Origin of the sequence: Escherichia sp. KTE31 (assembly GCF_000407925.1) — a bacterium.
Classification (GTDB): domain Bacteria; phylum Pseudomonadota; class Gammaproteobacteria; order Enterobacterales; family Enterobacteriaceae; genus Escherichia; species Escherichia ruysiae.
The window spans coordinates 1,032,684-1,053,663 of the sequence record NZ_KE136723.1; the positions used below are offsets into that span (position 1 = coordinate 1,032,684).

A 20,980-nucleotide genomic window follows, 5' to 3' on the forward strand; every position below is an offset into this window, starting at 1 on the left:
TTTTCGTTTTTAACTGTTCAATTCTGAAGTTGTATTCCCCGGTAGAATAATATTACTGGCAGCAAGTTCGCCCATGTTGTTGTATATCGTGCAAGCAGCTTCGATGATGGGCATCGCCAGAGCTGCGCCACTCCCCTCACCTAAACGCATTTCCATATTGAGATAAGGCTCCAACTCCAAATGTGCCAGCGCAATACGCGCCCCTTTTTCTGCCGACAAATGGGAAGGAATAAGATACGGTTTGATTGCAGGTGACATCTGACACGCAGCAAGCGCGGCGGCATAAGAAAGAAAGCCATCCAGCAACACGGGTAAACCACAGGAAGCGGCTCCTGAGATCACGCCAGCCATTCCGACCAGATCAAATCCACCGACTTTTGCCAGTACATCAACACCATCCAGCGGATTCGGTTGATTCAACATAATTGCCCGACGAACAACATCAACTTTGTTTGCCAGTTTATCTGTCGGCAGGTTTGCGCCAATACCAACCACCTCTTCGGGATCGCGTCCCGCAATTGTGCTGACTATCGCCGCAGCCGGCGTCGTGTTTGCCATTCCCAGCTCACCCACGCCAAACAGCGTGACGCCATTTTTCGCCAGTTCACGCGTATAACGAATGACTTCCAGAAGCAACTCTTCAGCCTGACAGCGGCTCATTGCAGAACCTGAAGCTATATTGCCGCTACCTCGAGCGACACGCATATTGATAAGTCCGGGTATTGGCTCCGCAGTATCTATCCCTACATCAATTACATGAACTTTAGCCCCCGCATGTGCTGCCAGAACACACACGCCGGTTGTTCCGCGTAGCATATTTTCGGCCTGAATGGCTGTCACCGCTTTCGGGGAAATAGTGACACCTTCATCCCAGACGCCGTGATCGGCGCACATAACCACTACCGCTTTTTTGCCCACATGAGGAACACCATTCAACCCCGGCATTCCTGCCAGTTGTACGGCAAGCGCCTCCAGCCTTCCCAGACTACCAACGGGTTTGAGTAAGCCGTCAATATGCCGTTGTGCGAGTGACATAGCAGCATGATCGATGGCCGGGATCGTATTCAGCAAATCGGCAAGTGTTTGCATGTTGCTTCTCTTTATAGCAGCGCCAGCAGAAAGACCAGCTCACCAAGCTCTATGGCAGCTCCCAGCGTATCGCCGGTTTGCCCGCCCAGAGTACGTTTGAGAAGCTGACCGAGGACGAAAATTGCCACCATCGTCACCACCATAGCAGCCACACCATGCATACCTGGCAGTAATACAGCAGCAAAAATCACGGCTAAGCCGAGGGTTACACAGGTTTGTCGCCCATCAATTTTGCCAATGAACACATTGCCAAGCCCTTCTTCCCGGGCATAACGATGACGATACATCAATAATGCGGCAGTCCCACGGCTGACAGCACATGCTGCTGCCAGCGATGCCAGGATAGGCTCACCACGCAGAGCCAGCTCGCTCAAAATCAAAATCTTTCCCAGCACAACAAAAACCAATGCCAGACCGCCGTGGGTGCCTAAACGGCTATCACGCATGATTTCCAACATACGATCTCGGCTACGTGCAGAAAATACACCATCACAGGTATCTGCAAGACCATCCAGATGGAATCCTCCGGTCATCAGCGCCAGAACCAGCACGCTAAACAGTGCCGCCAGCGGTACGCCACACCATGCCTGCAACACCATGAAGACCAGCCCGCTAATCGCGCCAAGCAATAAACCAATTAAAGGAAAAGTAATGATACCGCGAGAATAATGTTCAAAATCCAGCCCCTGGGACCAACGACGCGGTACAGGCAGACGCGTAATGAAAGAGAGCATCGCCCAAAATAATTTACTCATTTGATTTTTACTCCAATACCCGAAACCACCAGCCATACTTCATCTGCCGCAGCGGCCAGTTGCTGATTCACTCGCCCGGCAATATCACGAAAATATCGCGCCAGACGATTCTCCGGCACAATACCCATTCCCACTTCATTGGTCACTAATACGACCTTTGCAGGGCAACGTTGACAGGCAGCAATCAGCGACTGAATCTCGCCATTTATCGCTTGCTCCATCGCCACATAATCCCATTCTTCAGGGGCTTTATCGCCGCCATAATCAAACAACAGATTAGTCACCATTGTCGTAATGCATTCCAGCAACACAGCGTTCTGCGGATTAATGTCGGCATTAATTAACTCATCAAGCTGTTGCCAGCGTTCCACCGTGCGCCAATGCGCCGGACGCCCCTGCCGATGATGCTCAATCCGTGCTGCCATCTCATCATCAAGGATTTGCGAAGTGGCGATATACAGAACCTGTGGTGTATCCCCGATAAGCCTCTCGGCGTGCCGACTCTTCCCACTCCGTGCACCACCCGTCACCAAAATCATCATACGGACTCCTGGCTCAATTGTATGATGGTATTCATTGACCAGAACCATGGTTGCGCCATCGTTGCTGATCGTAATAACATTTCCGCAATTAATACTGCGCGTAATGAAAATAAAAATCCAGCGTTCTCAATCCATTACGAATGAAGGCGGTGTTGTGAAATAGTCCGCTTTCCCTGTGTAAACGTCTGACAGAATGCCTCATTGGCAACATTTTCTCTGTGTTGACACATTTCATTCAGATAATGGATTAATGCTACTGCCCCACCAGCCGGACCAGCCAGCAAACGGGCATTATGCTGTGTGATTAAAATTACCGTCGCGCCATTAGGATGAGAGAAGCTTTCTGGTATGGATGCCCCGTTTTCAGCAATCAATAACAGCACTGAATAATCTGTATACGCGTCTGATAACGATTGAACTGCTCCACCTTTAAAAGGTAAGAACCCTTGCTGCCAGTCCTCACCAACAAAACAGGTCATTGGCACCATTTCGGCCAGATATTTCGCCAGATTAATATCGCCAGAGTAGAGGCAAAAAAGGGCTATCGATTCGGGTTTTATCGTTTTCATATCCCCCGTCCTCCGCTTCGTTTCCTGTAATGACGGTCAGGCTGATATACCATGAAAAACGATTGCCGCGCATTGAGAGCAGCCCAGGTGCCTGCCGGCACTACAATGAATGAACTAAATGATGCCGCCATACCCTGATCCTCTCAGGGTGGTAGGGGTATAAAGACGCGCCAGTACTCAACCGGGCGCTTCCGGACAACCCACTTCCCACCGAAGTTGTTGGTATTGACTGACAGGCTGGTCTTCTGGCTTCGCATCATCCTTCCCCGGCCTTCCCAATCTCGCGATCAGTGGTATTTTCGGGGTTGTCAGCATTACAGCAGCGGGGGCTGCGAGGGATTTTCACCCTCTTCCCAGGCACAAATGTGCCGAACCTGTCAGCGTATGTTATGAGCTGATCTCACTTATCCCATAACACGCAAATAACGTTAATTAATATTGCCAGAGTCTATTTAATCATCCCTCATTTTCCACATTAAATTTATGCTGTTTCCGCTGCTACATTTTCACTAATTTGCTGACGATATACCTGCGGAGTCACCTGATACGTCTGGCGAAAAACTTTGCAGAAATAGCTGGTTTGTGAGAAGCCTAAATTACGCGCGATACTGGCGATACTCCAGTCACTATGGCACAGCAGCTCACGGGCGCTGGCCATTCGTTGTTGGTTTACCCACGCATTAAAACCAATCCCATGATATTTCTTAAACAACTTACTGAAGTAATAAGGGCTTAGATAAACATGCGAGGCAACATCTTCCAGACGCAAATCGTCTGATAAATGCGCATCGATATAGCGCAATGCTTTTTTTATTTTATTATCATGGGGATTAGGCGCACGGGTCTGACGAACTGACCCCGAATGAGGTTTATTCTCTTTAATAACGACAAAATTGAGTTGCTTTTTGAGGCAATTTTCCACAATCAACTTCAACAAATCAGCAGAGGCCATAACCCGCGAGTAATCCATTTCAGGAACTTTGCGAAACTCATTAAGTAATTCTGGGTCGGCTTGCCAACAATCATCGACATTCAGAATATCGATCAAGTCAACATCATCATTACGCAGGCGAACTTGTCCACACAACACAAAGCCGACTAAATGCCCGGCAATCACCAGAGGAATAGAGAAATCGGTTAACCCTGCATGACAGCGGTAAATACAAGGCTGATCGGATTTAGAGGCTTCCAGACCACCACAACGATCGCTCATGCGACAGCGAGTGCTAAGCTGAGGGTGTTGGCGCATCATCTGACAAAATGGGGTGAAGTTAAACAGCTCGGAGATTTCATCACCGTGGATATTGACCACGACAACCGCAAGACTAGTCGCCTGCGCAAAATCCTGTGCGATTTTATTAATGAGTTCTGAATTAAGTGTCGCCGCAGAAATCATGATAAAACCTCCCAGTTAATTTATTGTTATAGCAAAACAATTGTTTTACATTTAATCTTCACATCATCCTTAATGATTTACTGACGAGAAGCACAACGGACAATAACAAAAGCCTCCATGAAGCGGGAGACTTTTTAATAAGTTCGGAAAGCAGATCACAAACACTAAAAAAATAAACGTTTATAACCGCCAGGTTATTTCACTATTCGCTGATATCTTTAAGCGTAACACTATTGACAGGTAAATTTTGTGCAATAAGAAAGCGATAAATCGCCGCCCCCACACAGGCTCCAATGACCGGAGCAATAATGGGTACAATAAAATAAGGAATATTGCGTCCGCCAGTCATTGCAATTTCCCCCCAACCAGCAAGCCAGGTGAAAATTTTTGGCCCAAAATCACGCGCTGGATTCATGGCAAAACCGGTTAATGGTCCGGTTGAAGCACCAATAACAGCAACCAGAATACCAATAAGTAAAGGCGCAAGCGGTCCTTTTGGTACGCCATTACCGTCATCGGTCAACGCCATAATCAACCCCATTAACATGGACGTTATGACCACTTCAACCAATGCAGCCTGCCATACATTTATCGCCGCTGCCGGGTAAGTACTGAAGATACTGGCGAGTTGTAAACTTTCTGCACTACCACGAACCATATTGTGAGCAGATTCAAAATCGGCAAACAAATTGCTGTATAAAAAATAGGCCAGAACCGCACCACCAAAGGCTCCAGCTAATTGTGCCGTACAAAATGGCAGCACTTTACGACCAGGAAAAGCGGCAAACAACCACAGAGCAATAGTAACCGCCGGGTTAAGATGAGCGCCGGAAATGCCAGCCGTAAGGTAAACAGCAAGTGAAATACCTAACCCCCAAATAATACAAATTTCCCACAGTCCCAGACTTGCACCGGCAAGTTTTAGGGCGCACAAACAACCAATGCCAAAAAAGAGGAACAGTCCGGTGCCCAAAAACTCGGCAACGCATTGCGCCTTGAGTGAATCATTCATAGTGACACCTTTTTCACAGAGTTTTTTCTTTATCAGCCAACAATGCGCTGATTGTTGTGTATATCGAACGCAACTATAAAAATTGCGCTGAAAAAAATATTGCCAACATGCATACCAGATTCATGGAAAAATCGTGTTGCTATAGCAAATTATTGTCATCGCCATAGCATTCACCACAGCAATCATCACTATTGTAGTTATGAATATCGCCAAACTGACACAATAAAAAATTGCCATACCTGCATAATAAAATTTAAACAAATATCACAGTTAATTTTAGCAAACCAAACTCGACGAAATATTATTTCAAATTAAAAGCGCCGTCTCAATGCAATTAATTCACATCAAACCACGCCAAAAACAACCAATAAATGAATAACATATATTCTCTGAAAGCAATTTTATAACATTTGCCCTCTATTAATTTTTCTCATTAGCGATTAAGTCAGCCATTCTTTTTCCTCGCTTTTTTTTATAGTCATATCGTCAAAAAATCCAGGCGAGGTCTTTATGCAACAAGAAGCGTTAGGAATGGTAGAAACCAAAGGATTAACTGCCGCCATAGAGGCCGCAGACGCCATGGTGAAGTCGGCAAATGTATTGCTGGTCGGCTACGAAAAAATTGGTTCCGGGCTGGTGACCGTCATCGTTCGTGGTGATGTCGGGGCGGTTAAAGCGGCAACAGATGCAGGTGCCGCCGCTGCGCGTAATGTCGGCGAAGTGAAAGCCGTACACGTTATCCCCCGCCCACATACCGATGTCGAGAAAATCTTACCAAAGGGAATTAACCCATGAGCAGCAATGAACTGGTCGAACAGATCATGGCGCAGGTCATCGCACGCGTAGCGACACCGGAGCATGAGGTTCTCCCGAAAACCAATCATCAAACACGAGAGACGGCTATGGCAGAAAAAAGCTGCACATTAACGGAATTTGTTGGCACCGCTATTGGCGACACGGTAGGTCTGGTCATTGCGAACGTTGATAGCGCCCTATTGGACGCGATGAAACTTGAAAAACGCTATCGCTCCATTGGCATTCTGGGCGCACGTATTGGTGCAGGGCCACACATTATGGCCGCTGATGAAGCAGTAAAAGCCACCAACACCGAAGTTATTAGCATTGAACTTCCTCGCGATACCAAAGGCGGTGCCGGACACGGCTCATTAATCCTCTTAGGTGGCAATGATGTTTCCGACGTGAAACGCGGTATTGAAGTTGCCCTGAAAGAACTCGACCGAACCTTTGGTGATGTCTATGCCAACGAAGCCGGGCATCTTGAACTGCAATATACCGCCCGCGCCAGCTATGCACTGGAAAAAGCGTTTGGCGCTCCACTGGGACGGGCTTGCGGCGTTATTGTCGGCGCTCCGGCTGCTGTGGGTGTTCTGATGGCCGACACCGCGCTGAAGTCCGCCAATGTGGATGTCGTGGCATACAGCTCCCCAGCTCAAGGCACCAGCTACAGCAATGAAGTCATTCTGATTATCTCGGGTGACTCCGGCGCAGTCCGTCAGGCGGTCATCTCCGCACGCGAAATCGGTAAAACCGTACTTTCGACTCTCGGCGATACACCGAAAAACGATCGCCCTTCCTACATCTGAATTCCCTGAGGCAGATTCATGAGATCGAAAAGATTTGAAGCACTGGCAAAACGCCCGGTCAACCAGGACGGTTTCGTTAAAGAGTGGATTGAAGAAGGCTTCATTGCGATGGAAAGCCCGAACGATCCTAAACCGTCAATCAAAATTGTTAACGGCGTCGTGACCGAACTAGATGGAAAACCCGCCAGCCAGTTTGACCTGATCGACCACTTTATCGCTCGCTACGGTATCAATCTCGCGTGCGCTGAAGAAGTCATCGCGATGGATTCGGTCAAACTTGCCAATATGTTGTGCGATCCAAATGTCAAACGTAGCGATATTGTTCCCCTGACCACCGCGATGACGCCCGCCAAAATCGTCGAAGTGGTTTCACAGATGAACGTGGTAGAGATGATGATGGCGATGCAGAAAATGCGCGCCCGTCGAACACCATCGCAACAGGCTCACGTCACCAACATCAAAGATAATCCGGTACAAATTGCTGCCGATGCGGCTGAAGGCGCATGGCGCGGATTTGACGAACAGGAAACCACCGTTGCCGTTGCTCGCTATGCACCGTTCAACGCCATCGCTCTGCTGGTCGGTTCACAGGTGGGACGCCCAGGCGTGTTGACCCAGTGTTCACTGGAGGAAGCCACCGAACTGAAACTCGGTATGTTAGGCCATACCTGCTACGCCGAAACGATTTCTGTCTACGGCACGGAACCTGTTTTCACCGACGGCGACGATACACCGTGGTCAAAAGGATTTCTCGCGTCATCTTATGCTTCTCGCGGCTTAAAAATGCGCTTTACTTCCGGCTCCGGCTCTGAAGTGCAGATGGGCTACGCTGAAGGCAAATCAATGCTTTATCTCGAGGCTCGTTGCATTTACATCACCAAAGCTGCTGGCGTTCAGGGATTGCAGAATGGTTCCGTAAGCTGCATCGGCGTTCCATCGGCAGTGCCGTCAGGCATCCGCGCAGTACTGGCGGAAAACTTAATTTGTTCATCGCTGGATCTGGAATGCGCCTCCAGTAATGACCAGACCTTTACCCACTCAGATATGCGCCGTACCGCACGTTTCCTGATGCAGTTTCTGCCGGGCACCGACTTTATCTCTTCCGGTTTTTCCGCTGTGCCGAACTACGACAACATGTTTGCCGGTTCAAACGAAGATGCCGAAGACTTCGATGATTACAACGTCATTCAACGTGACCTGAAGGTTGATGGCGGCCTGCGACCGGTGCGCGAAGAAGATGTTATCGCTATCCGCAATAAAGCCGCACGTGCTTTACAGGCCGTCTTTGCCGGTATGGGATTACCACCTATCACCGATGAAGAGGTCGAAGCGGCAACCTATGCCCACGGTTCGAAAGATATGCCAGAGCGCAACATCGTGGAAGACATCAAGTTCGCCCAGGAAATTATCAATAAAAACCGTAACAGCCTGGAAGTGGTGAAAGCCCTGGCACAAGGCGGTTTCACCGATGTCGCCCAGGACATGCTCAACATGCAAAAAGCGAAACTGACCGGCGACTATCTCCATACCTCAGCCATTATCGTCGATGACGGACAAGTGCTCTCTGCGGTCAATGACGTCAATGATTACGCCGGACCGGCTACGGGTTATCGCCTGCAAGGGGAACGCTGGGAAGAGATCAAAAATATTCCCGGTGCACTTGATCCCAACGAAATTGACTAAGGGTGAGAAATGGAAATTAACGAAAAATTACTACGTCAGATAATCGAAGACGTGCTGGCAGAAATGCAAACCAGCGATAAGTCCGTTTCATTTCGCGCACCGGTCTCTTCCGCGCCGGATAGCGAAAGTTTTCTGACCGAAATTGGCGAAGCCCAACAAGGCACTCAGCAAGATGAAGTCATTATCGCTGTAGGTCCGGCGTTTGGTCTGGCGCAGACCGTCAATATTATCGGCATTCCGCATAAAAACATATTGCGCGAGGTGATTGCCGGTATCGAAGAAGAAGGTATTAAAGCCCGTGTGATTCGCTGCTTTAAATCGTCTGATGTCGCCTTCGTGGCGGTTGAAGGCGATCGTCTTAGCGGTTCCGGCATTGCTATTGGTATTCAGTCGAAAGGCACCACGGTTATCCACCAGCAAGGTCTTCCTCCTTTGTCTAACCTGGAGCTTTTCCCACAAGCACCTTTGTTGACGCTGGAAACGTATCGCCAGATTGGCAAAAACGCCGCGCGTTATGCGAAGCGCGAGTCTCCACAACCTGTTCCGACCCTCAATGATCAAATGGCACGACCGAAATACCAGGCCAAGTCCGCCATCTTACATATCAAAGAGACTAAGTACGTGGTCACTGGCAAAAAACCGCAAGAACTGCGCGTGACGTTTTAACAAAGGAAACCTTCATGAATACCGATGCAATTGAGTCGATGGTCAGGGACGTGTTGAACCGAATGAACAGTCTCCAGGATACAGCCCCTGTCTCTGCGCCATCCCACTCATCAACACTGAACGCCAAAGTGAGTGATTACCCGCTGGCAAATAAACATCCAGAATGGGTCAAAACGGCGACGAATAAAACGCTCGACGATTTTACTCTGGAAAATGTACTCAGCGATAAAGTCACCGCCCAGGACATGCGCATAACCCCGGAAACGTTGCGTATTCAGGCCGCGATTGCCAGAGATGCTGGACGCGATCGCCTGGCGATGAATTTTGAACGCGCCGCCGAGCTTACCTCAGTGCCGGATGATCGCATCCTCGAAATCTACAATGCGTTACGCCCTTATCGTTCGACTAAGCAAGAACTCATTGCCATTGCCGACGATCTTGAACGTCGTTATCAGGCCAAAATTTGTGCCGCATTTGTCCGTGAAGCTGCGGAACTCTATGTCGAGCGTAAAAAACTGAAAGGCAACGATTAAGGACGAACTATGCGATATATAGCAGGCATTGATATCGGCAACTCATCCACAGAGGTTGCGCTGGCAACGCTCAATGCGTCTGGCGAAATGTCGTTCGTGAGCAGCGCCCTGGCAGAAACCACCGGGATCAAAGGTACGTTGCGTAACGTACACGGCATTCAGGAGGCGCTCGCACAGGCAACGAAAAAAGTCGGCATCAATGTCAGCGATATTTCGCTTATTCGTATCAACGAAGCAACCCCGGTCATTGGCGATGTGGCGATGGAAACCATTACGGAAACCATTATCACTGAATCAACCATGATCGGTCACAACCCGAAAACTCCAGGCGGAGTGGGGCTGGGTGTGGGACTCACTATCACTCCGCAAGAGTTGTTAACACGCCCGGCGGACACACCGTACATTCTGGTCGTGTCATCGGCTTTTGATTTTGCCGATATCGCAACCATGATAAATGCCTCCGTACGTGCCGGATATCAGCTAACGGGCGTTATTCTGCAACGCGACGATGGCGTGCTGGTCAGTAACCGACTGGAAAACCCTTTACCCATTGTTGATGAAGTCCTCTACATCGATCGTATTCCGCTCGGCATGTTAGCTGCTATTGAAGTCGCCGTTCCCGGGAAAGTTATCGAAACCCTGTCTAACCCATATGGGATAGCCACCGTTTTCGCCCTCAATGCTGAAGAGACTAAAAATATCGTTCCTGTCGCACGGGCGCTAATCGGCAACCGTTCAGCAGTGGTCGTGAAAACACCTTCTGGCGACGTTAAAGCCCGTTCGATACCCGCCGGAAATATCGAATTGCTTTCTGCCGGGCGCACAACTCGGGTTAATGTTGCCGCTGGTGCCGATGCAATAATGAAAGCAGTCGGTGAATGCCCAAAACTGGAAAATGTGACGGGCGAACCGGGCACCAACATCGGCGGAATGCTGGAACATGTTCGCCAGACCATGGCGGAGCTGACCAATAAACCCAGCAACGAAATTTTTATTCAGGATTTATTAGCGATAGATACATCAGTTCCCGTCAGCGTAACCGGTGGTCTGGCAGGCGAATTTTCACTGGAACAGGCAGTGGGTATCGCCTCTATGGTGAAATCCGACCGTCTGCAAATGGCGATGATCGCCAGTGAAATTAAGCAAAAACTGCACGTTGATGTTCAGGTCGGAGGCGCAGAAGCAGAGGCAGCCATTCAGGGAGCCTTAACTACCCCAGGAACCATGCGTCCCTTAGCCATTCTGGACTTAGGCGCAGGTTCTACCGATGCCGCCATCATCAATCAAAAAGGGGAAATGATTGCCACTCACCTTGCGGGAGCGGGCGACATGGTGACGATGATTATTGCCAGGGAACTGGGCTTAAATGATCGCTATCTGGCAGAAGAGATCAAAAAATACCCACTGGCAAAAGTTGAAAGCCTGTTCCACTTACGCCATGAAGACGGCAACGTTCAGTTCTTCCCTACCCCACTATCCCCCCAGGTATTTGCCCGTGTTTGTGTGGTGAAACCAGACGAACTGGTGCCCATTCCCGGTGATATAACGCTGGAAAAAGTGCGAACCATTCGTCGCAGTGCAAAAGAGCGGGTCTTCGTAACAAATGCCCTGCGCGCACTACGTCAGGTAAGTCCTGGTGGAAATATTCGCGACATTCCGTTCGTCGTACTGGTGGGCGGCTCTTCACTGGATTTCGAAGTCCCGCAGTTAGTCACCGATGCGTTGGCACATTATAGACTGGTCGCCGGGCGGGGGAATATCCGTGGTAGCGAGGGGCCGCGCAATGCGGTAGCTACCGGGCTACTCATCTCCTGGCACAAGGAGTCGGTTCATGGAAAGTAAAGAACGTGCACCAGCCATTGTCGTCATAGTAATCGGTGACTGTATCAGTACATGGAATGAGGTGCTTCTTGGCATTGAAGAGGAAGGTATTCCCTTTCGCATTCAACACATTCCATCAGGTGAAATCATCGATAGCGCCTGGCAGGCTGCTCGCCAGTCTCCCCTGTTGGTTGGCATAGCCTGTGACCGGGAAAAACTGATTGTGCATTACAAAAACTTACCGGCATCAGCGCCACTGTTTACGCTGATGCATCAACAAGATAACCATACCCGGCGCAGCACCGGCAATAACGCAGCCCGGCTGGTCAAAGGGATTCCCTTCAAGGAATACCACTCATAATCCACAGGAGAAACACCGTATGAATAACGCACTGGGACTGGTTGAAACAAAAGGGTTAGTCGGCGCGATTGAAGCCGCAGACGCCATGGTTAAATCCGCCAACGTACAACTGGTCGGCTATGAAAAGATTGGTTCAGGTCTGATCACAGTGATGGTGCGCGGCGATGTTGGCGCAGTAAAAGCCGCCGTTGACGCGGGGAGCGCCGCCGCAAGCGCCGTTGGCGAAGTGAAGTCCTGCCATGTCATCCCTCGGCCGCACAGCGATGTTGAGGCCATTTTACCAAAATCTGCATAACCCCATTCGCTAAGGAGCACAGCGTGAAGCAATCACTGGGATTACTTGAAGTCAGTGGTCTGGCACTCGCCATCAGTTGCGCGGATGTTATGGCAAAAGCCGCGTCCATCACGCTGGTTGGCCTTGAGAAGACCAATGGCTCAGGCTGGACGGTTATCAAAATCACCGGTGACGTCGCCTCGGTTAATGCAGCGATCGAGACGGGTGCCAGTTTCGCCGGGCAGAGAAATGGTCTTGTCGCGCACAAAGTGATTGCCCGTCCAGGCGAGGGAATACTGTCCCGCACAACAGAAGCACTGAATGTAAGGGTTGAAGCAAGCGAAACACCAGCAGCAACAGTCACCTCAGAAAGTATCAGTTGTAATTTGTGTCTTGATCCGGCGTGTCAACGGCAAAAAGGTGAGCCACGTTCACTTTGCCTCCACTCCGATAAGCGAGAGGAGTAACAATGGACAAACAAACCTTGCAAGAAACAGTGAGCCAGGTTCTGGATGAGATGCGCGAACGCCCTATCCCTCTGGGCGTCTCCAGTCGTCATATTCACCTTTCAACTGCGGATTATGTACGCCTTTTTCCTGAACAACCGATCAGCGAGAAAAAGCCGTTATTGCAACCAGGTCAGTTCGCTGCTGAACAAGTTGTTACGCTGGTGGGACCAAAAGGCAAATTGCACAACGTTCGTTTGTTGGGACCACTACGCAATGCAAGCCAGGTGGAAATTTCCCGGACTGATGCCAGAACGTTGGGGATCACCGCTCCGCTACGCATGTCAGGCGATCTCAACGGCACACCGGGGATTCGTCTGATAAGTCCGTTTGCAGAGCTGGAAATCGCTTCTGGCGTTATTGTCGCGCAACGGCATATTCATATGTCTCCGCTCGATGCCCTGATTTATGGCGTTACGCAAGGCGATAAAGTGGCGGTCGCCATTGAAGGTGATGAGCGACGACTGATATTTGATAACGTCGCTGTTCGCGTCTCACCGGATATGCGTCTTGAAATGCATATTGATACCGACGAAGCCAACGCTGCAGGCGCTGATAATCCTGACGTTTTTGCCATGCTGGTGTCGCTGCCATGAATCATGTGCTGATGCAACGCATTGTTGACGAAGTGATTTTTCGCCTGAAACAACGTGCGGAAAAGACACTCACGCTCACCGTTTCGCAACTGCGAGAAGCCAGCGTTCACAAGATAGTTCATCAGTATGCATCGTTACAAATTCGATATGTCGATCTGCCGTTGTTGCGACAGCTTGCGGAGAACAATACGTCAGACGAGGCAGTAATCCACCTTCACGAGGCGTTAGCATGGGGAATGCACATTCAATTATCGTTGCAGCATCATTTCCTGAACGCCATCAAGTTGAAAACTCTCGCCCGTGTACCGCTAACCTGGTGCGACGAACAAGGAAAACCAATCCACCTTCATCGTGGTCGACTTTTAAGTTATGCCGACGTAGCACCGTTATGCGCGGGGATACTGGTACTACAGCGGAAATGTTGTGTGACCGCACTTGCGCGTGACGCGGCAATTACCCGAAACATTCAGTTAATCAGGCAGGAGTAACTCATGCATCTGGCTCGAGTCACCGGCACGGTGGTATCCACGCAAAAATCACCTTCTCTTATCGGGAAAAAACTGCTGTTGGTTCGCCGGGTCAGTGCTGACGGCGAATTGCCTCTCACACCGTTAACCGGCGACGAAGTTGCCGTTGATTCAGTCGGCGCAGGCGTTGGTGAACTGGTACTCCTCAGCAGCGGCTCCAGCGCCAGACATGTTTTTTCCGGCCCCAACGAAGCCATTGATCTGGCAGTGGTCGGCATTGTCGATACGCTTTCACGCTAAGGACTTTAACGATGGCGATTTATACCCGAACAGGTGATTCAGGAAGTACATCTCTATTTACCGGACAGCGTGTCAGTAAAACTCATCGACGTGTCGAAGCCTATGGCACGCTGGATGAACTGAACGCGACGCTCAGTCTGTGTTATTGCGCCACCTCCATCGAAAGCCATCGCATCTTCCTGGAAGCCATTCAGCAACAAATATTTTGGTTTAGCGCCGAACTCGCCAGTGAAAGCGAACAGCCGTCAGCGCAGCAGCGTTACATCGGAACAGAAGAAATTGCCGCGCTGGAAAAAGCGATCGACAGCGCAATGAACGCTGTCCCTCCAGTTCACAGCTTCATTCTGCCTGGTCGTTGTGAAGCCGCGAGCCGTATGCATGTCGCCCGCACGGTAGCCCGGCGGGCTGAAAGACGTCTGGTTGAACTGACAACGGAAGCCACCGTCCGCCATGTTTTGTTGCACTATATCAACCGACTTTCCGATTGCCTGTATGCCCTCGCCCGCGTGGAAGACAACGTTGCTCATCAAAACCTGATGATTCAGGAAATAACAAAACGTTATCACGAAGCCAACCACACTCCAGCATTAAAGGAACGCACGATGTCGCTCACTTTTCAGGATCTTCACCAGCTCATTCGTAGTGCGGCAATACGCGCGGATGAACTACATATTCCCGTTGTCATCAGCATTGTTGATGCCAACGGGACAGAAAGTGTTAACTGGCGGATGCCCGATGCCCTGCTGGTCAGCAGTGAACTGGCACCGAAAAAAGCCTGGACCGCCGTGGCGATGAAAACGGCAACACACAAACTTGCTGACGCCGTACAACCCGGAGCGCCGCTTTACGGACTCGAAAGCCATATGCAAGGCAAAGTCGTCACTTTTGGTGGCGGTTTTCCCCTCTGGCGTGACGGAATATTGCTTGGGGGACTCGGCATCAGCGGTGGTAGCGTTGAACAAGATATGGATATTGCACAAGCCGCAATGGCAGCAATTAACGCAGGAGCAAACCTATGAATACGACTGAATTAGAAATGATTATCCGCAACATCCTGCGCGAACAACTGATGCCCAGTGCGTCACAAGTGCAAAGAAATGGTATTTTTCAGACTGTCGATGAGGCCGTCTGCGCGGCACACCAAGCCTTTTTGCGCTTTCAACAGTGTCCGCTTAAAACCCGCAGCGCCATTATCAGCGCCATTCGCGAAGAATTAATGCCCCGCCTTACCGAACTGGCAGAAGAAAGCGCCAGCGAAACGGGAATGGGAAATAAAGAAGATAAGTATCTGAAAAACAAAGCGGCACTTGATAACACGCCAGGAATTGAAGATTTAACCACCACTGCACTAACCGGTGATGGAGGCATGGTTTTATTTGAATACTCTCCATTTGGTGTTATTGGCTCGGTCACGCCGAGTACCAATCCCACGGAAACCGTCATTAATAACAGCATCAGCATGTTAGCAGCAGGCAATAGCGTCTACTTCAGTCCTCATCCGGGAGCCAAAAACGTATCGCTGAAACTCATTGCCATAATCGAAGACATCGCGTTTCGCTGTAGTGGCATTCATAACCTGATCGTTACCGTATCTGAACCGACCTTTACAGCCACCGAACAGATGATGGCGCACCCTAAAATCAGCGTTCTGGCGATTACCGGCGGTCCGGGTATCGTCGCAATGGGGATGAAAAGTGGCAAGAAAGTGATTGGTGCCGGTGCGGGTAACCCGCCGTGTATTGTCGATGAAACGGCGGATATTGTGAAAGCCGCCGAAGACATCATCAACGGCGCTTCTTTTGATTACAACCTACCGTGCATCGCTGAAAAAAGCCTGATTGTCGTGGCGTCAGTGGCAGAGTATTTAATTCAACAGATGCAAAGTTTTGGCGCCCTTCTTCTTAACCATGAGCAAACTGAAAAATTGCGCGCCGTTTGTCTGCCCGACGGCGTCGCCAATAAAAAACTGGTTGGCAAAAGTCCATGCCATCTTCTGGAAGCGGCTGGAATTCCTCTACCGCAGAAAACGCCACGATTACTGATTGCCGTTGTTGACGCCGATGATAACTGGGTTACCTGTGAACAACTGATGCCTATGCTACCCATTGTGAAAGTCAGCGATTTTGACAGCGCCCTCACCCTGGCGCTGAAAGTCGAAGACGGTTTGCACCACACGGCAATTATGCACTCGCAGAACGTCTCACGACTCAACCTTGCTGCACGCGTGATGCAAACCTCAATCTTTGTCAAAAACGGTCCCTCCTGGGCTGGTATTGGCGTCGGCGGCGAAGGCTTTACGACCTTCACCATTGCTACACCGACCGGAGAAGGAACAACGTCAGCACGGACTTTTGCCCGCTCACGACGCTGCGTGTTAACCAGTGGCTTTTCCATTCGCTAGAGAAACGGAAATGAATACTTTTTCACTGCAGACGCGTTTATACAGCGGTTTGGGAAGTCTCAAAGTCCTTAGCCGTTTCACCAATAAGCACATCTGGATTATTTGCGATGCCTTCCTGGCAAGTTCGCCATTGATTGACACGTTGCGTCAGTCGCTGCCTGATAGCAACCGCATCAGTATTTTTAGCGAAATAACGCCCGATCCAACGATCCAGACCGTGGTAAAAGGCATTGCACAAATGCAGACTTTACGCCCGGATGTAGTTATCGGTTTTGGCGGCGGCTCTGCACTGGACGCCGCAAAAGCGATTGTCTGGTTTAGTCGCCAGTGTGCTATTGAGATTGAAACCTGCGTTGCTATTCCCACCACCAGCGGCACCGGTTCGGAAGTGACCAGCGCCTGTGTCATCAGCGATCCCGATAAAGGGATTAAATATCCTCTTTTCGATAATGCGCTTTATCCGGATATAGCGGTTCTTGATCCCTCGCTGGTCGTCAGTGTGCCAGCCGCGATAACTGCCAATACCGGAATGGATGTTTTAACCCATGCCCTTGAAGCTTATGTTTCTCCCCGTGCCAGTGACTTCACGGATGCACTGGCCGAAAAAGCCGTGCAAATTGTTTTTCACTACCTGCCCACAGCAGTGAATAAAGGAGATTGTCTTGCTACTCGCGGCAAAATGCATAATGCATCTACTCTTGCAGGAATGGCCTTTAGTCAGGCTGGGCTTGGGTTAAATCATGCAATTGCCCATCAACTCGGCGGGCAGTTTCATCTGCCACACGGCCTGGCGAATGCACTCCTTCTCACGACGGTTATTCGTTTTAATGCTGGCGATCCGCGCGCTGCCAAACGCTATGCCCGGCTGGCGAAAACGTGCCATTTATGCCCTGACGATGCCAATGACACCGCAAGCCTGAATGCACTCATTCAACATATTGAACAGCTAAAAAAAGCCTGTTCAATGCCGACTCTCGCCAATGCACTGAAAGAAAAAAAAGCAGAATGGTCATCACGTATTCCAGATATGGTTCGGGCTACGCTGGCGGATGCCACACTGCGTACCAATCCACGAGCGGCTGATGCCATCGCTATAGCAGAACTGCTTGAGGAGTTGTTATGAACGGCGAGTTAATGTCCTTTGACGAACAGACGATCCGCGAGCGAGTACAGGCAGCAGGCGTCGTGGGTGCTGGTGGCGCAGGCTTTCCAACACATATTAAGCTGCAGGCGCGGGTTGACACTTTCCTGGTGAATGCGGCGGAATGTGAACCAATGTTGAAAGTAGATCAACAGTTAATGGCACAGCAAGCCAGCCGCCTGCTTCGCGGTGTTCACTATGCGATGAAAGCCACCGGAGCCAGTAGCGGAATTATCGCGCTGAAAGAGAAGTATCAACCAGCAATAAACGCACTCACATCATTGCTTCCGACGGATATCCGCCTGCATATTTTGCCCGACGTTTACCCCGCAGGAGACGAAGTGCTGACCATCTGGATGGCAACAGGTCGCCGCGTTCCTCCCGCTGCGTTACCCGTTAGCGTCGGAGTGGTGGTCAATAATGTGCAAACCGTACTGAATATTGCCAGAGCCGTTGAACAACAGTATCCGGTGACGCGACGCACGCTTACTGTTAATGGTGCAGTGGCTAAACCAATAACAGTGACCGTGCCCATCGGGATGTCTTTACGCGAAGTACTGGCGCTGGCGGGCGGCGCAACAGTGGATAATCCTGGTTTTATCAATGGCGGTCCGATGATGGGTAGTTTGATCACATCGCTCGACACGCCAGTCAGCAAAACCACTGGCGGCTTGCTGGTTTTACCCAATTCTCATTCACTCATCCAACGTCGAATGCAGGATGACCGTAGCGTACTTGCCGTCGCGAAAACCGTTTGTGAGCAATGCCGCTTATGTACCGATCTCTGCCCACGTCATTTAATTGGTCACGAACTGTCGCCACATTTGTTAGTACGTGCGGTTAACTATCAACAGCTCGCTACGCCGCAACTGTTACTGACAGCTCTCACCTGTTCGGAGTGCAACGTCTGTGCCAGCGTCGCCTGTCCGGTAGGTATTTCGCCGATGCGCATAAACCGCCTGCTTAAGCAGGAATTACGCGCCAAAAATCTCCGCTACGAAGGCGCCTTAAATCCTGAGGATGTCATGGCAAATTATCGGCTGATCCCAGTAAAACGGCTGGTAACCAGACTGGGATTAACCCCGTGGTATCAGGATGCGCCATTGTCTGAACAGGTGCCTCAGCCTGAAAAAGTGACACTATTGTTACGCCAGCATATCGGTGCCAGCGCAATTGCGTGTGTACAAAAAGGCGATCGCGTCGTTCGTGGGCAATGTGTAGGCCAAATACCACATGGCACATTAGGTGCCCCCATTCATGCCAGTATTGATGGCACGATCAGTGATGTGACAGAAAACGCTATTACGGTTGTGAGAGGTTAACCATGTCGAAAGCGGTAGGTATTTTAGAACTTAGCAGTATCGCAAAAGGGATGGAAACCGGCGATGCCATGCTGAAAAGCGCCAATGTTGAGTTACTGGTCAGCAAAACGCTATGCCCCGGAAAATTTCTGCTGATGCTTGGTGGCGATGTCGGTGCGGTGCAGCAGGCCATCAACAGCGGCGCTTCCCTTGCAGGTGAAATGCTGGTCGACAGTCTGATCCTCCCTAATATTCATCCCAGTATTCTTCCCGCAATCAGCGGACTGAACCATGTTGAACAGCGTCAGGCTATCGGTGTGGTCGAAACCTGGAGTGTGGCAGCCTGCATTGACGCTGCCGATTGCGCTGTTAAAGCTGCGAATGTCACCCTCGTTCGCGTGCATATGGCTTTTGGCATTGGGGGGAAATGCTACATGGTGGTTGCTGGCGATATTTCAGATGTTAATAACGCGGTCTCTGTCGCCAGCGAGCGCGCAGGTGAAAAAGGGTTGCTGGTCTATCGCTCGGTGATTGCCCGTCCACATGAAGCCATGTGGCGTCAGATGGTGGAGGGATAATGACAACTCTGCACACGACTGAACGGATGATTCAGGAATATGTCCCTGGTAAGCAGGTCACGCTGGCTCATGTCATTGCTAATCCAGGGAAGGATCTGTTTAAGAAATTAGGTTTACCAGATACCGTTTCCGCCATTGGCATTCTGACGATTACCCCCAGCGAAGCGTCTATTATCGCGTGCGATATCGCTACAAAGTCAGGAGCAGTAGAAATTGGTTTTCTTGATCGTTTCACTGGTGCCGTAGTACTGACTGGTGATGTTTCAGCTATCGAATATGCACTTAATCAGGTTACCCGCACGCTGGGTGAAATGATGCACTTTACCGCCTGCCCCATTACACGGACCTGACGTAATGCAACGTATGATGCTTATCGGTCCCAGTCAGTGCGGAAAAACGTCACTCACGCAATGTCTGCGCGGAGAAGATCTTCAGTATCAGAAAACGCAGGCAATCGTCTGGTCACCGGCCACTATTGACACACCAGGCGAATACCTCGAAAACCGCAGCCTTTACAGCGCACTGCTGGTCAGTGCCTGCGAAGCGGACATTATCGCGCTGGTGCTAAATGCGGACGCACCGTGGTCACCTTTTTCGCCAGGTTTTACCATGTCAATGAATCGCCCGGTCATTGGGATAGTAACCAAAGCGGATTTAGCCAGCGTGGCACAACTATCTTTGGTGAAATGTTGGTTACGGGAAGCTGGAGCGCGCAACGTGTTAGTGACCAGTGCGATTAATAACATCGGAGTTGCAGAACTTTTTGCCTTGCTGCATACAAAAGAAGGCTGTCGCTAATTTCGATATGTTATCAGATGGGAATGATGACTTTTGATACACAGAAAAGAGCCAATGAATAATGAGGGTTGCCGGGCAACCCTCATCAAATAAAGCAGAAATTACTTTGCTTCGCCGTTTTTCATTTCACCCATAGCTTTCAGCTTTTTAGAGATATCGCGGCGTTCTTTGGAAAGCTCTGCATTTTTGATGATGTAATCGTCAACGCGATCTTCATAGTCACCTTTCATGCTGGCGATGATGCCCTGGATTGCTTCTACGCTCATACCAGGCTTAATGTAATCGCTCAGGTTGTCCAGCAGCAGGACACGCTTCTGGTTGTCACGGATCTTTTTCTCAACGTCCTGGATTTCACGTTGCAGTTTGTTCTTACGGCGGAACAGACGAACAAATTCCAGTACGTCCTGGAATGAAGGCTTGGTAGTTTCCATTTTTATACCCCTGATAATGTGAGAGTCGGATTCGTTTAAGCAACCGCTATTCGTTAGGGCCAACATTACTCATAGCTGCCGCAGATGACAATGCTTTTATCCCTTTTCACTATCATACCCTTTATCCTTGCTGAATCGAAGCAGCTGCAAGATGAT

At 50.0% G+C, this 20,980-nt stretch carries 26 protein-coding genes and 1 riboswitch; of the genes, 19 read left to right on the top strand and 7 right to left on the bottom strand.

The window, feature by feature from the left end:
• Nucleotides 1-9 precede the first annotated feature (9 nt).
• From cobT to pduF, 6 genes are all read right to left on the bottom strand, one after another.
• Nucleotides 10-1,089: a nicotinate-nucleotide--dimethylbenzimidazole phosphoribosyltransferase gene (gene cobT, locus WES_RS08440; RefSeq protein WP_016158477.1), complete on the bottom strand. Its 1,080-nt coding sequence runs from the start codon at nt 1,087-1,089 to the stop codon at nt 10-12.
• An 11-nt stretch (nt 1,090-1,100) separates the two neighbouring features.
• Entirely contained in the window at nt 1,101-1,844 is a 744-nt protein-coding gene (cobS, locus tag WES_RS08435; RefSeq protein WP_016158478.1) for an adenosylcobinamide-GDP ribazoletransferase, read from the bottom strand.
• Nucleotides 1,841-2,386, bottom strand: a complete 546-nt coding sequence (cobU, locus tag WES_RS08430; protein WP_000973187.1) for a bifunctional adenosylcobinamide kinase/adenosylcobinamide-phosphate guanylyltransferase — start codon at nt 2,384-2,386, stop codon at nt 1,841-1,843. The genes cobS and cobU overlap by 4 nt, the downstream gene beginning before the upstream one ends.
• 134 nt (nt 2,387-2,520) lie before the next feature.
• Nucleotides 2,521-2,955 (bottom strand): hypothetical protein, encoded by a 435-nt coding sequence (locus WES_RS08425; RefSeq protein ID WP_016235223.1) that lies wholly within the window; start codon nt 2,953-2,955, stop codon nt 2,521-2,523.
• Between the two features lie 217 nt (nt 2,956-3,172).
• Nucleotides 3,173-3,348: riboswitch (cobalamin riboswitch) on the bottom strand.
• Between the two features lie 88 nt (nt 3,349-3,436).
• On the bottom strand, nt 3,437-4,351 hold the full coding sequence (gene pocR / locus WES_RS08420) for a transcriptional regulator PocR (protein ID WP_016158480.1): 915 nt from the start codon (nt 4,349-4,351) through the stop codon (nt 3,437-3,439).
• A 202-nt stretch (nt 4,352-4,553) separates the two neighbouring features.
• Nucleotides 4,554-5,363 carry a propanediol diffusion facilitator PduF gene (gene pduF, locus WES_RS08415; protein ID WP_016158481.1) on the bottom strand — a complete coding sequence of 270 codons (810 nt, stop codon included), beginning with the start codon at nt 5,361-5,363 and terminating at the stop codon, nt 4,554-4,556.
• A 510-nt stretch (nt 5,364-5,873) separates the two neighbouring features.
• On the opposite strand from pduF, the gene pduA reads away from it, so the two are divergent.
• From pduA to WES_RS08320, 19 genes are read left to right on the top strand one after another with little or no spacing between them, the layout of a single operon-like run.
• Complete coding sequence (gene pduA, locus WES_RS08410; RefSeq protein WP_001183614.1) at nt 5,874-6,158, top strand: propanediol utilization microcompartment protein PduA; 285 nt, start codon at nt 5,874-5,876, stop codon at nt 6,156-6,158.
• Nucleotides 6,155-6,967, top strand: coding sequence for a propanediol utilization microcompartment protein PduB (gene pduB, locus WES_RS08405; protein WP_016158482.1), 813 nt, complete (start codon nt 6,155-6,157; stop codon nt 6,965-6,967). Before pduA ends, pduB begins: the two co-directional genes overlap by 4 nt.
• An 18-nt stretch (nt 6,968-6,985) precedes the next feature.
• Nucleotides 6,986-8,650 carry a propanediol dehydratase large subunit PduC gene (pduC, locus tag WES_RS08400; RefSeq protein ID WP_016158483.1) on the top strand — a complete coding sequence of 555 codons (1,665 nt, stop codon included), beginning with the start codon at nt 6,986-6,988 and terminating at the stop codon, nt 8,648-8,650.
• 9 nt (nt 8,651-8,659) lie between these two features.
• Nucleotides 8,660-9,316: a propanediol/glycerol family dehydratase medium subunit gene (locus tag WES_RS08395; RefSeq protein WP_000405043.1), complete on the top strand. Its 657-nt coding sequence runs from the start codon at nt 8,660-8,662 to the stop codon at nt 9,314-9,316.
• 14 nt (nt 9,317-9,330) lie between these two features.
• Nucleotides 9,331-9,849: a propanediol dehydratase small subunit PduE gene (gene pduE / locus WES_RS08390; protein WP_001090589.1), complete on the top strand. Its 519-nt coding sequence runs from the start codon at nt 9,331-9,333 to the stop codon at nt 9,847-9,849.
• A 9-nt stretch (nt 9,850-9,858) separates the two neighbouring features.
• On the top strand, nt 9,859-11,691 hold the full coding sequence (locus WES_RS08385; RefSeq protein ID WP_016158484.1) for a diol dehydratase reactivase subunit alpha: 1,833 nt from the start codon (nt 9,859-9,861) through the stop codon (nt 11,689-11,691).
• A complete protein-coding gene (locus WES_RS08380; RefSeq protein ID WP_000444011.1) occupies nt 11,681-12,031 on the top strand; it encodes a glycerol dehydratase reactivase beta/small subunit family protein in 351 nt (116 codons plus the stop codon). The genes WES_RS08385 and WES_RS08380 overlap by 11 nt, the downstream gene beginning before the upstream one ends.
• Nucleotides 12,032-12,050: 19 nt before the next feature.
• Nucleotides 12,051-12,326 carry a propanediol utilization microcompartment protein PduJ gene (gene pduJ / locus WES_RS08375; RefSeq protein WP_001057752.1) on the top strand — a complete coding sequence of 92 codons (276 nt, stop codon included), beginning with the start codon at nt 12,051-12,053 and terminating at the stop codon, nt 12,324-12,326.
• Nucleotides 12,323-12,772, top strand: coding sequence for a BMC domain-containing protein (locus WES_RS08370; protein WP_123058223.1), 450 nt, complete (start codon nt 12,323-12,325; stop codon nt 12,770-12,772). The genes pduJ and WES_RS08370 overlap by 4 nt, the downstream gene beginning before the upstream one ends.
• Before the next feature lie 2 nt (nt 12,773-12,774).
• Nucleotides 12,775-13,407 carry a phosphate propanoyltransferase gene (locus WES_RS08365; protein ID WP_000361048.1) on the top strand — a complete coding sequence of 211 codons (633 nt, stop codon included), beginning with the start codon at nt 12,775-12,777 and terminating at the stop codon, nt 13,405-13,407.
• Nucleotides 13,404-13,895 (top strand): microcompartment protein PduM, encoded by a 492-nt coding sequence (gene pduM, locus WES_RS08360; protein ID WP_016158485.1) that lies wholly within the window; start codon nt 13,404-13,406, stop codon nt 13,893-13,895. Before WES_RS08365 ends, pduM begins: the two co-directional genes overlap by 4 nt.
• 3 nt (nt 13,896-13,898) lie before the next feature.
• Complete coding sequence (locus WES_RS08355) at nt 13,899-14,174, top strand: EutN/CcmL family microcompartment protein (protein ID WP_000549832.1); 276 nt, start codon at nt 13,899-13,901, stop codon at nt 14,172-14,174.
• 11 nt (nt 14,175-14,185) lie between these two features.
• On the top strand, nt 14,186-15,193 hold the full coding sequence (pduO, locus tag WES_RS08350; protein ID WP_016158486.1) for a two-domain cob(I)yrinic acid a,c-diamide adenosyltransferase PduO: 1,008 nt from the start codon (nt 14,186-14,188) through the stop codon (nt 15,191-15,193).
• Nucleotides 15,190-16,575 (top strand): CoA-acylating propionaldehyde dehydrogenase PduP, encoded by a 1,386-nt coding sequence (gene pduP, locus WES_RS08345; protein WP_001098299.1) that lies wholly within the window; start codon nt 15,190-15,192, stop codon nt 16,573-16,575. The genes pduO and pduP overlap by 4 nt, the downstream gene beginning before the upstream one ends.
• Before the next feature lie 10 nt (nt 16,576-16,585).
• Nucleotides 16,586-17,698 (top strand): 1-propanol dehydrogenase PduQ, encoded by a 1,113-nt coding sequence (locus WES_RS08340; protein ID WP_016158487.1) that lies wholly within the window; start codon nt 16,586-16,588, stop codon nt 17,696-17,698.
• The gene (locus WES_RS08335) at nt 17,695-19,038 is read left to right on the top strand and encodes a 4Fe-4S dicluster domain-containing protein (protein ID WP_016158488.1); all 1,344 of its coding nucleotides are present in this window, start codon (nt 17,695-17,697) and stop codon (nt 19,036-19,038) included. The genes WES_RS08340 and WES_RS08335 overlap by 4 nt, the downstream gene beginning before the upstream one ends.
• 2 nt (nt 19,039-19,040) lie before the next feature.
• Complete coding sequence (pduT, locus tag WES_RS08330; protein ID WP_016158489.1) at nt 19,041-19,595, top strand: propanediol utilization microcompartment protein PduT; 555 nt, start codon at nt 19,041-19,043, stop codon at nt 19,593-19,595.
• Entirely contained in the window at nt 19,595-19,945 is a 351-nt protein-coding gene (pduU, locus tag WES_RS08325) for a propanediol utilization microcompartment protein PduU (RefSeq protein ID WP_000209216.1), read from the top strand. Before pduT ends, pduU begins: the two co-directional genes overlap by 1 nt.
• A 4-nt stretch (nt 19,946-19,949) precedes the next feature.
• The gene (locus tag WES_RS08320; protein ID WP_001189425.1) at nt 19,950-20,393 is read left to right on the top strand and encodes a EutP/PduV family microcompartment system protein; all 444 of its coding nucleotides are present in this window, start codon (nt 19,950-19,952) and stop codon (nt 20,391-20,393) included.
• A 101-nt stretch (nt 20,394-20,494) separates the two neighbouring features.
• Here WES_RS08320 and WES_RS08315 read toward each other — a convergent pair whose 3' ends face one another.
• On the bottom strand, nt 20,495-20,824 hold the full coding sequence (locus tag WES_RS08315; RefSeq protein WP_000450409.1) for a DUF496 family protein: 330 nt from the start codon (nt 20,822-20,824) through the stop codon (nt 20,495-20,497).
• Nucleotides 20,825-20,980 lie beyond the last annotated feature (156 nt).

What these genes read in the sequence shown, in the direction of transcription:
- pduU (WP_000209216.1), top strand. Translation starts at nt 19,595, where the DNA reads ATGACAACTCTGCACACGACTGAACGGATGATTCAGGAATATGTCCCT.
- WES_RS08395 (WP_000405043.1), top strand. Translation starts at nt 8,660, where the DNA reads ATGGAAATTAACGAAAAATTACTACGTCAGATAATCGAAGACGTGCTG.
- pduC (WP_016158483.1), top strand. Translation starts at nt 6,986, where the DNA reads ATGAGATCGAAAAGATTTGAAGCACTGGCAAAACGCCCGGTCAACCAG.
- pduM (WP_016158485.1), top strand. Translation starts at nt 13,404, where the DNA reads ATGAATCATGTGCTGATGCAACGCATTGTTGACGAAGTGATTTTTCGC.
- pduO (WP_016158486.1), top strand. Translation starts at nt 14,186, where the DNA reads ATGGCGATTTATACCCGAACAGGTGATTCAGGAAGTACATCTCTATTT.
- WES_RS08380 (WP_000444011.1), top strand. Translation starts at nt 11,681, where the DNA reads ATGGAAAGTAAAGAACGTGCACCAGCCATTGTCGTCATAGTAATCGGT.
- WES_RS08365 (WP_000361048.1), top strand. Translation starts at nt 12,775, where the DNA reads ATGGACAAACAAACCTTGCAAGAAACAGTGAGCCAGGTTCTGGATGAG.
- WES_RS08385 (WP_016158484.1), top strand. Translation starts at nt 9,859, where the DNA reads ATGCGATATATAGCAGGCATTGATATCGGCAACTCATCCACAGAGGTT.
- WES_RS08320 (WP_001189425.1), top strand. Translation starts at nt 19,950, where the DNA reads ATGCAACGTATGATGCTTATCGGTCCCAGTCAGTGCGGAAAAACGTCA.
- cobU (WP_000973187.1), bottom strand. Translation starts at nt 2,386, where the DNA reads ATGATGATTTTGGTGACGGGTGGTGCACGGAGTGGGAAGAGTCGGCAC.
- pduF (WP_016158481.1), bottom strand. Translation starts at nt 5,363, where the DNA reads ATGAATGATTCACTCAAGGCGCAATGCGTTGCCGAGTTTTTGGGCACC.
- pocR (WP_016158480.1), bottom strand. Translation starts at nt 4,351, where the DNA reads ATGATTTCTGCGGCGACACTTAATTCAGAACTCATTAATAAAATCGCA.
- WES_RS08315 (WP_000450409.1), bottom strand. Translation starts at nt 20,824, where the DNA reads ATGGAAACTACCAAGCCTTCATTCCAGGACGTACTGGAATTTGTTCGT.
- pduB (WP_016158482.1), top strand. Translation starts at nt 6,155, where the DNA reads ATGAGCAGCAATGAACTGGTCGAACAGATCATGGCGCAGGTCATCGCA.
- pduJ (WP_001057752.1), top strand. Translation starts at nt 12,051, where the DNA reads ATGAATAACGCACTGGGACTGGTTGAAACAAAAGGGTTAGTCGGCGCG.
- WES_RS08425 (WP_016235223.1), bottom strand. Translation starts at nt 2,955, where the DNA reads ATGAAAACGATAAAACCCGAATCGATAGCCCTTTTTTGCCTCTACTCT.
- WES_RS08340 (WP_016158487.1), top strand. Translation starts at nt 16,586, where the DNA reads ATGAATACTTTTTCACTGCAGACGCGTTTATACAGCGGTTTGGGAAGT.
- cobS (WP_016158478.1), bottom strand. Translation starts at nt 1,844, where the DNA reads ATGAGTAAATTATTTTGGGCGATGCTCTCTTTCATTACGCGTCTGCCT.
- pduT (WP_016158489.1), top strand. Translation starts at nt 19,041, where the DNA reads ATGTCGAAAGCGGTAGGTATTTTAGAACTTAGCAGTATCGCAAAAGGG.
- pduA (WP_001183614.1), top strand. Translation starts at nt 5,874, where the DNA reads ATGCAACAAGAAGCGTTAGGAATGGTAGAAACCAAAGGATTAACTGCC.
- pduE (WP_001090589.1), top strand. Translation starts at nt 9,331, where the DNA reads ATGAATACCGATGCAATTGAGTCGATGGTCAGGGACGTGTTGAACCGA.
- WES_RS08355 (WP_000549832.1), top strand. Translation starts at nt 13,899, where the DNA reads ATGCATCTGGCTCGAGTCACCGGCACGGTGGTATCCACGCAAAAATCA.
- cobT (WP_016158477.1), bottom strand. Translation starts at nt 1,089, where the DNA reads ATGCAAACACTTGCCGATTTGCTGAATACGATCCCGGCCATCGATCAT.
- WES_RS08335 (WP_016158488.1), top strand. Translation starts at nt 17,695, where the DNA reads ATGAACGGCGAGTTAATGTCCTTTGACGAACAGACGATCCGCGAGCGA.
- pduP (WP_001098299.1), top strand. Translation starts at nt 15,190, where the DNA reads ATGAATACGACTGAATTAGAAATGATTATCCGCAACATCCTGCGCGAA.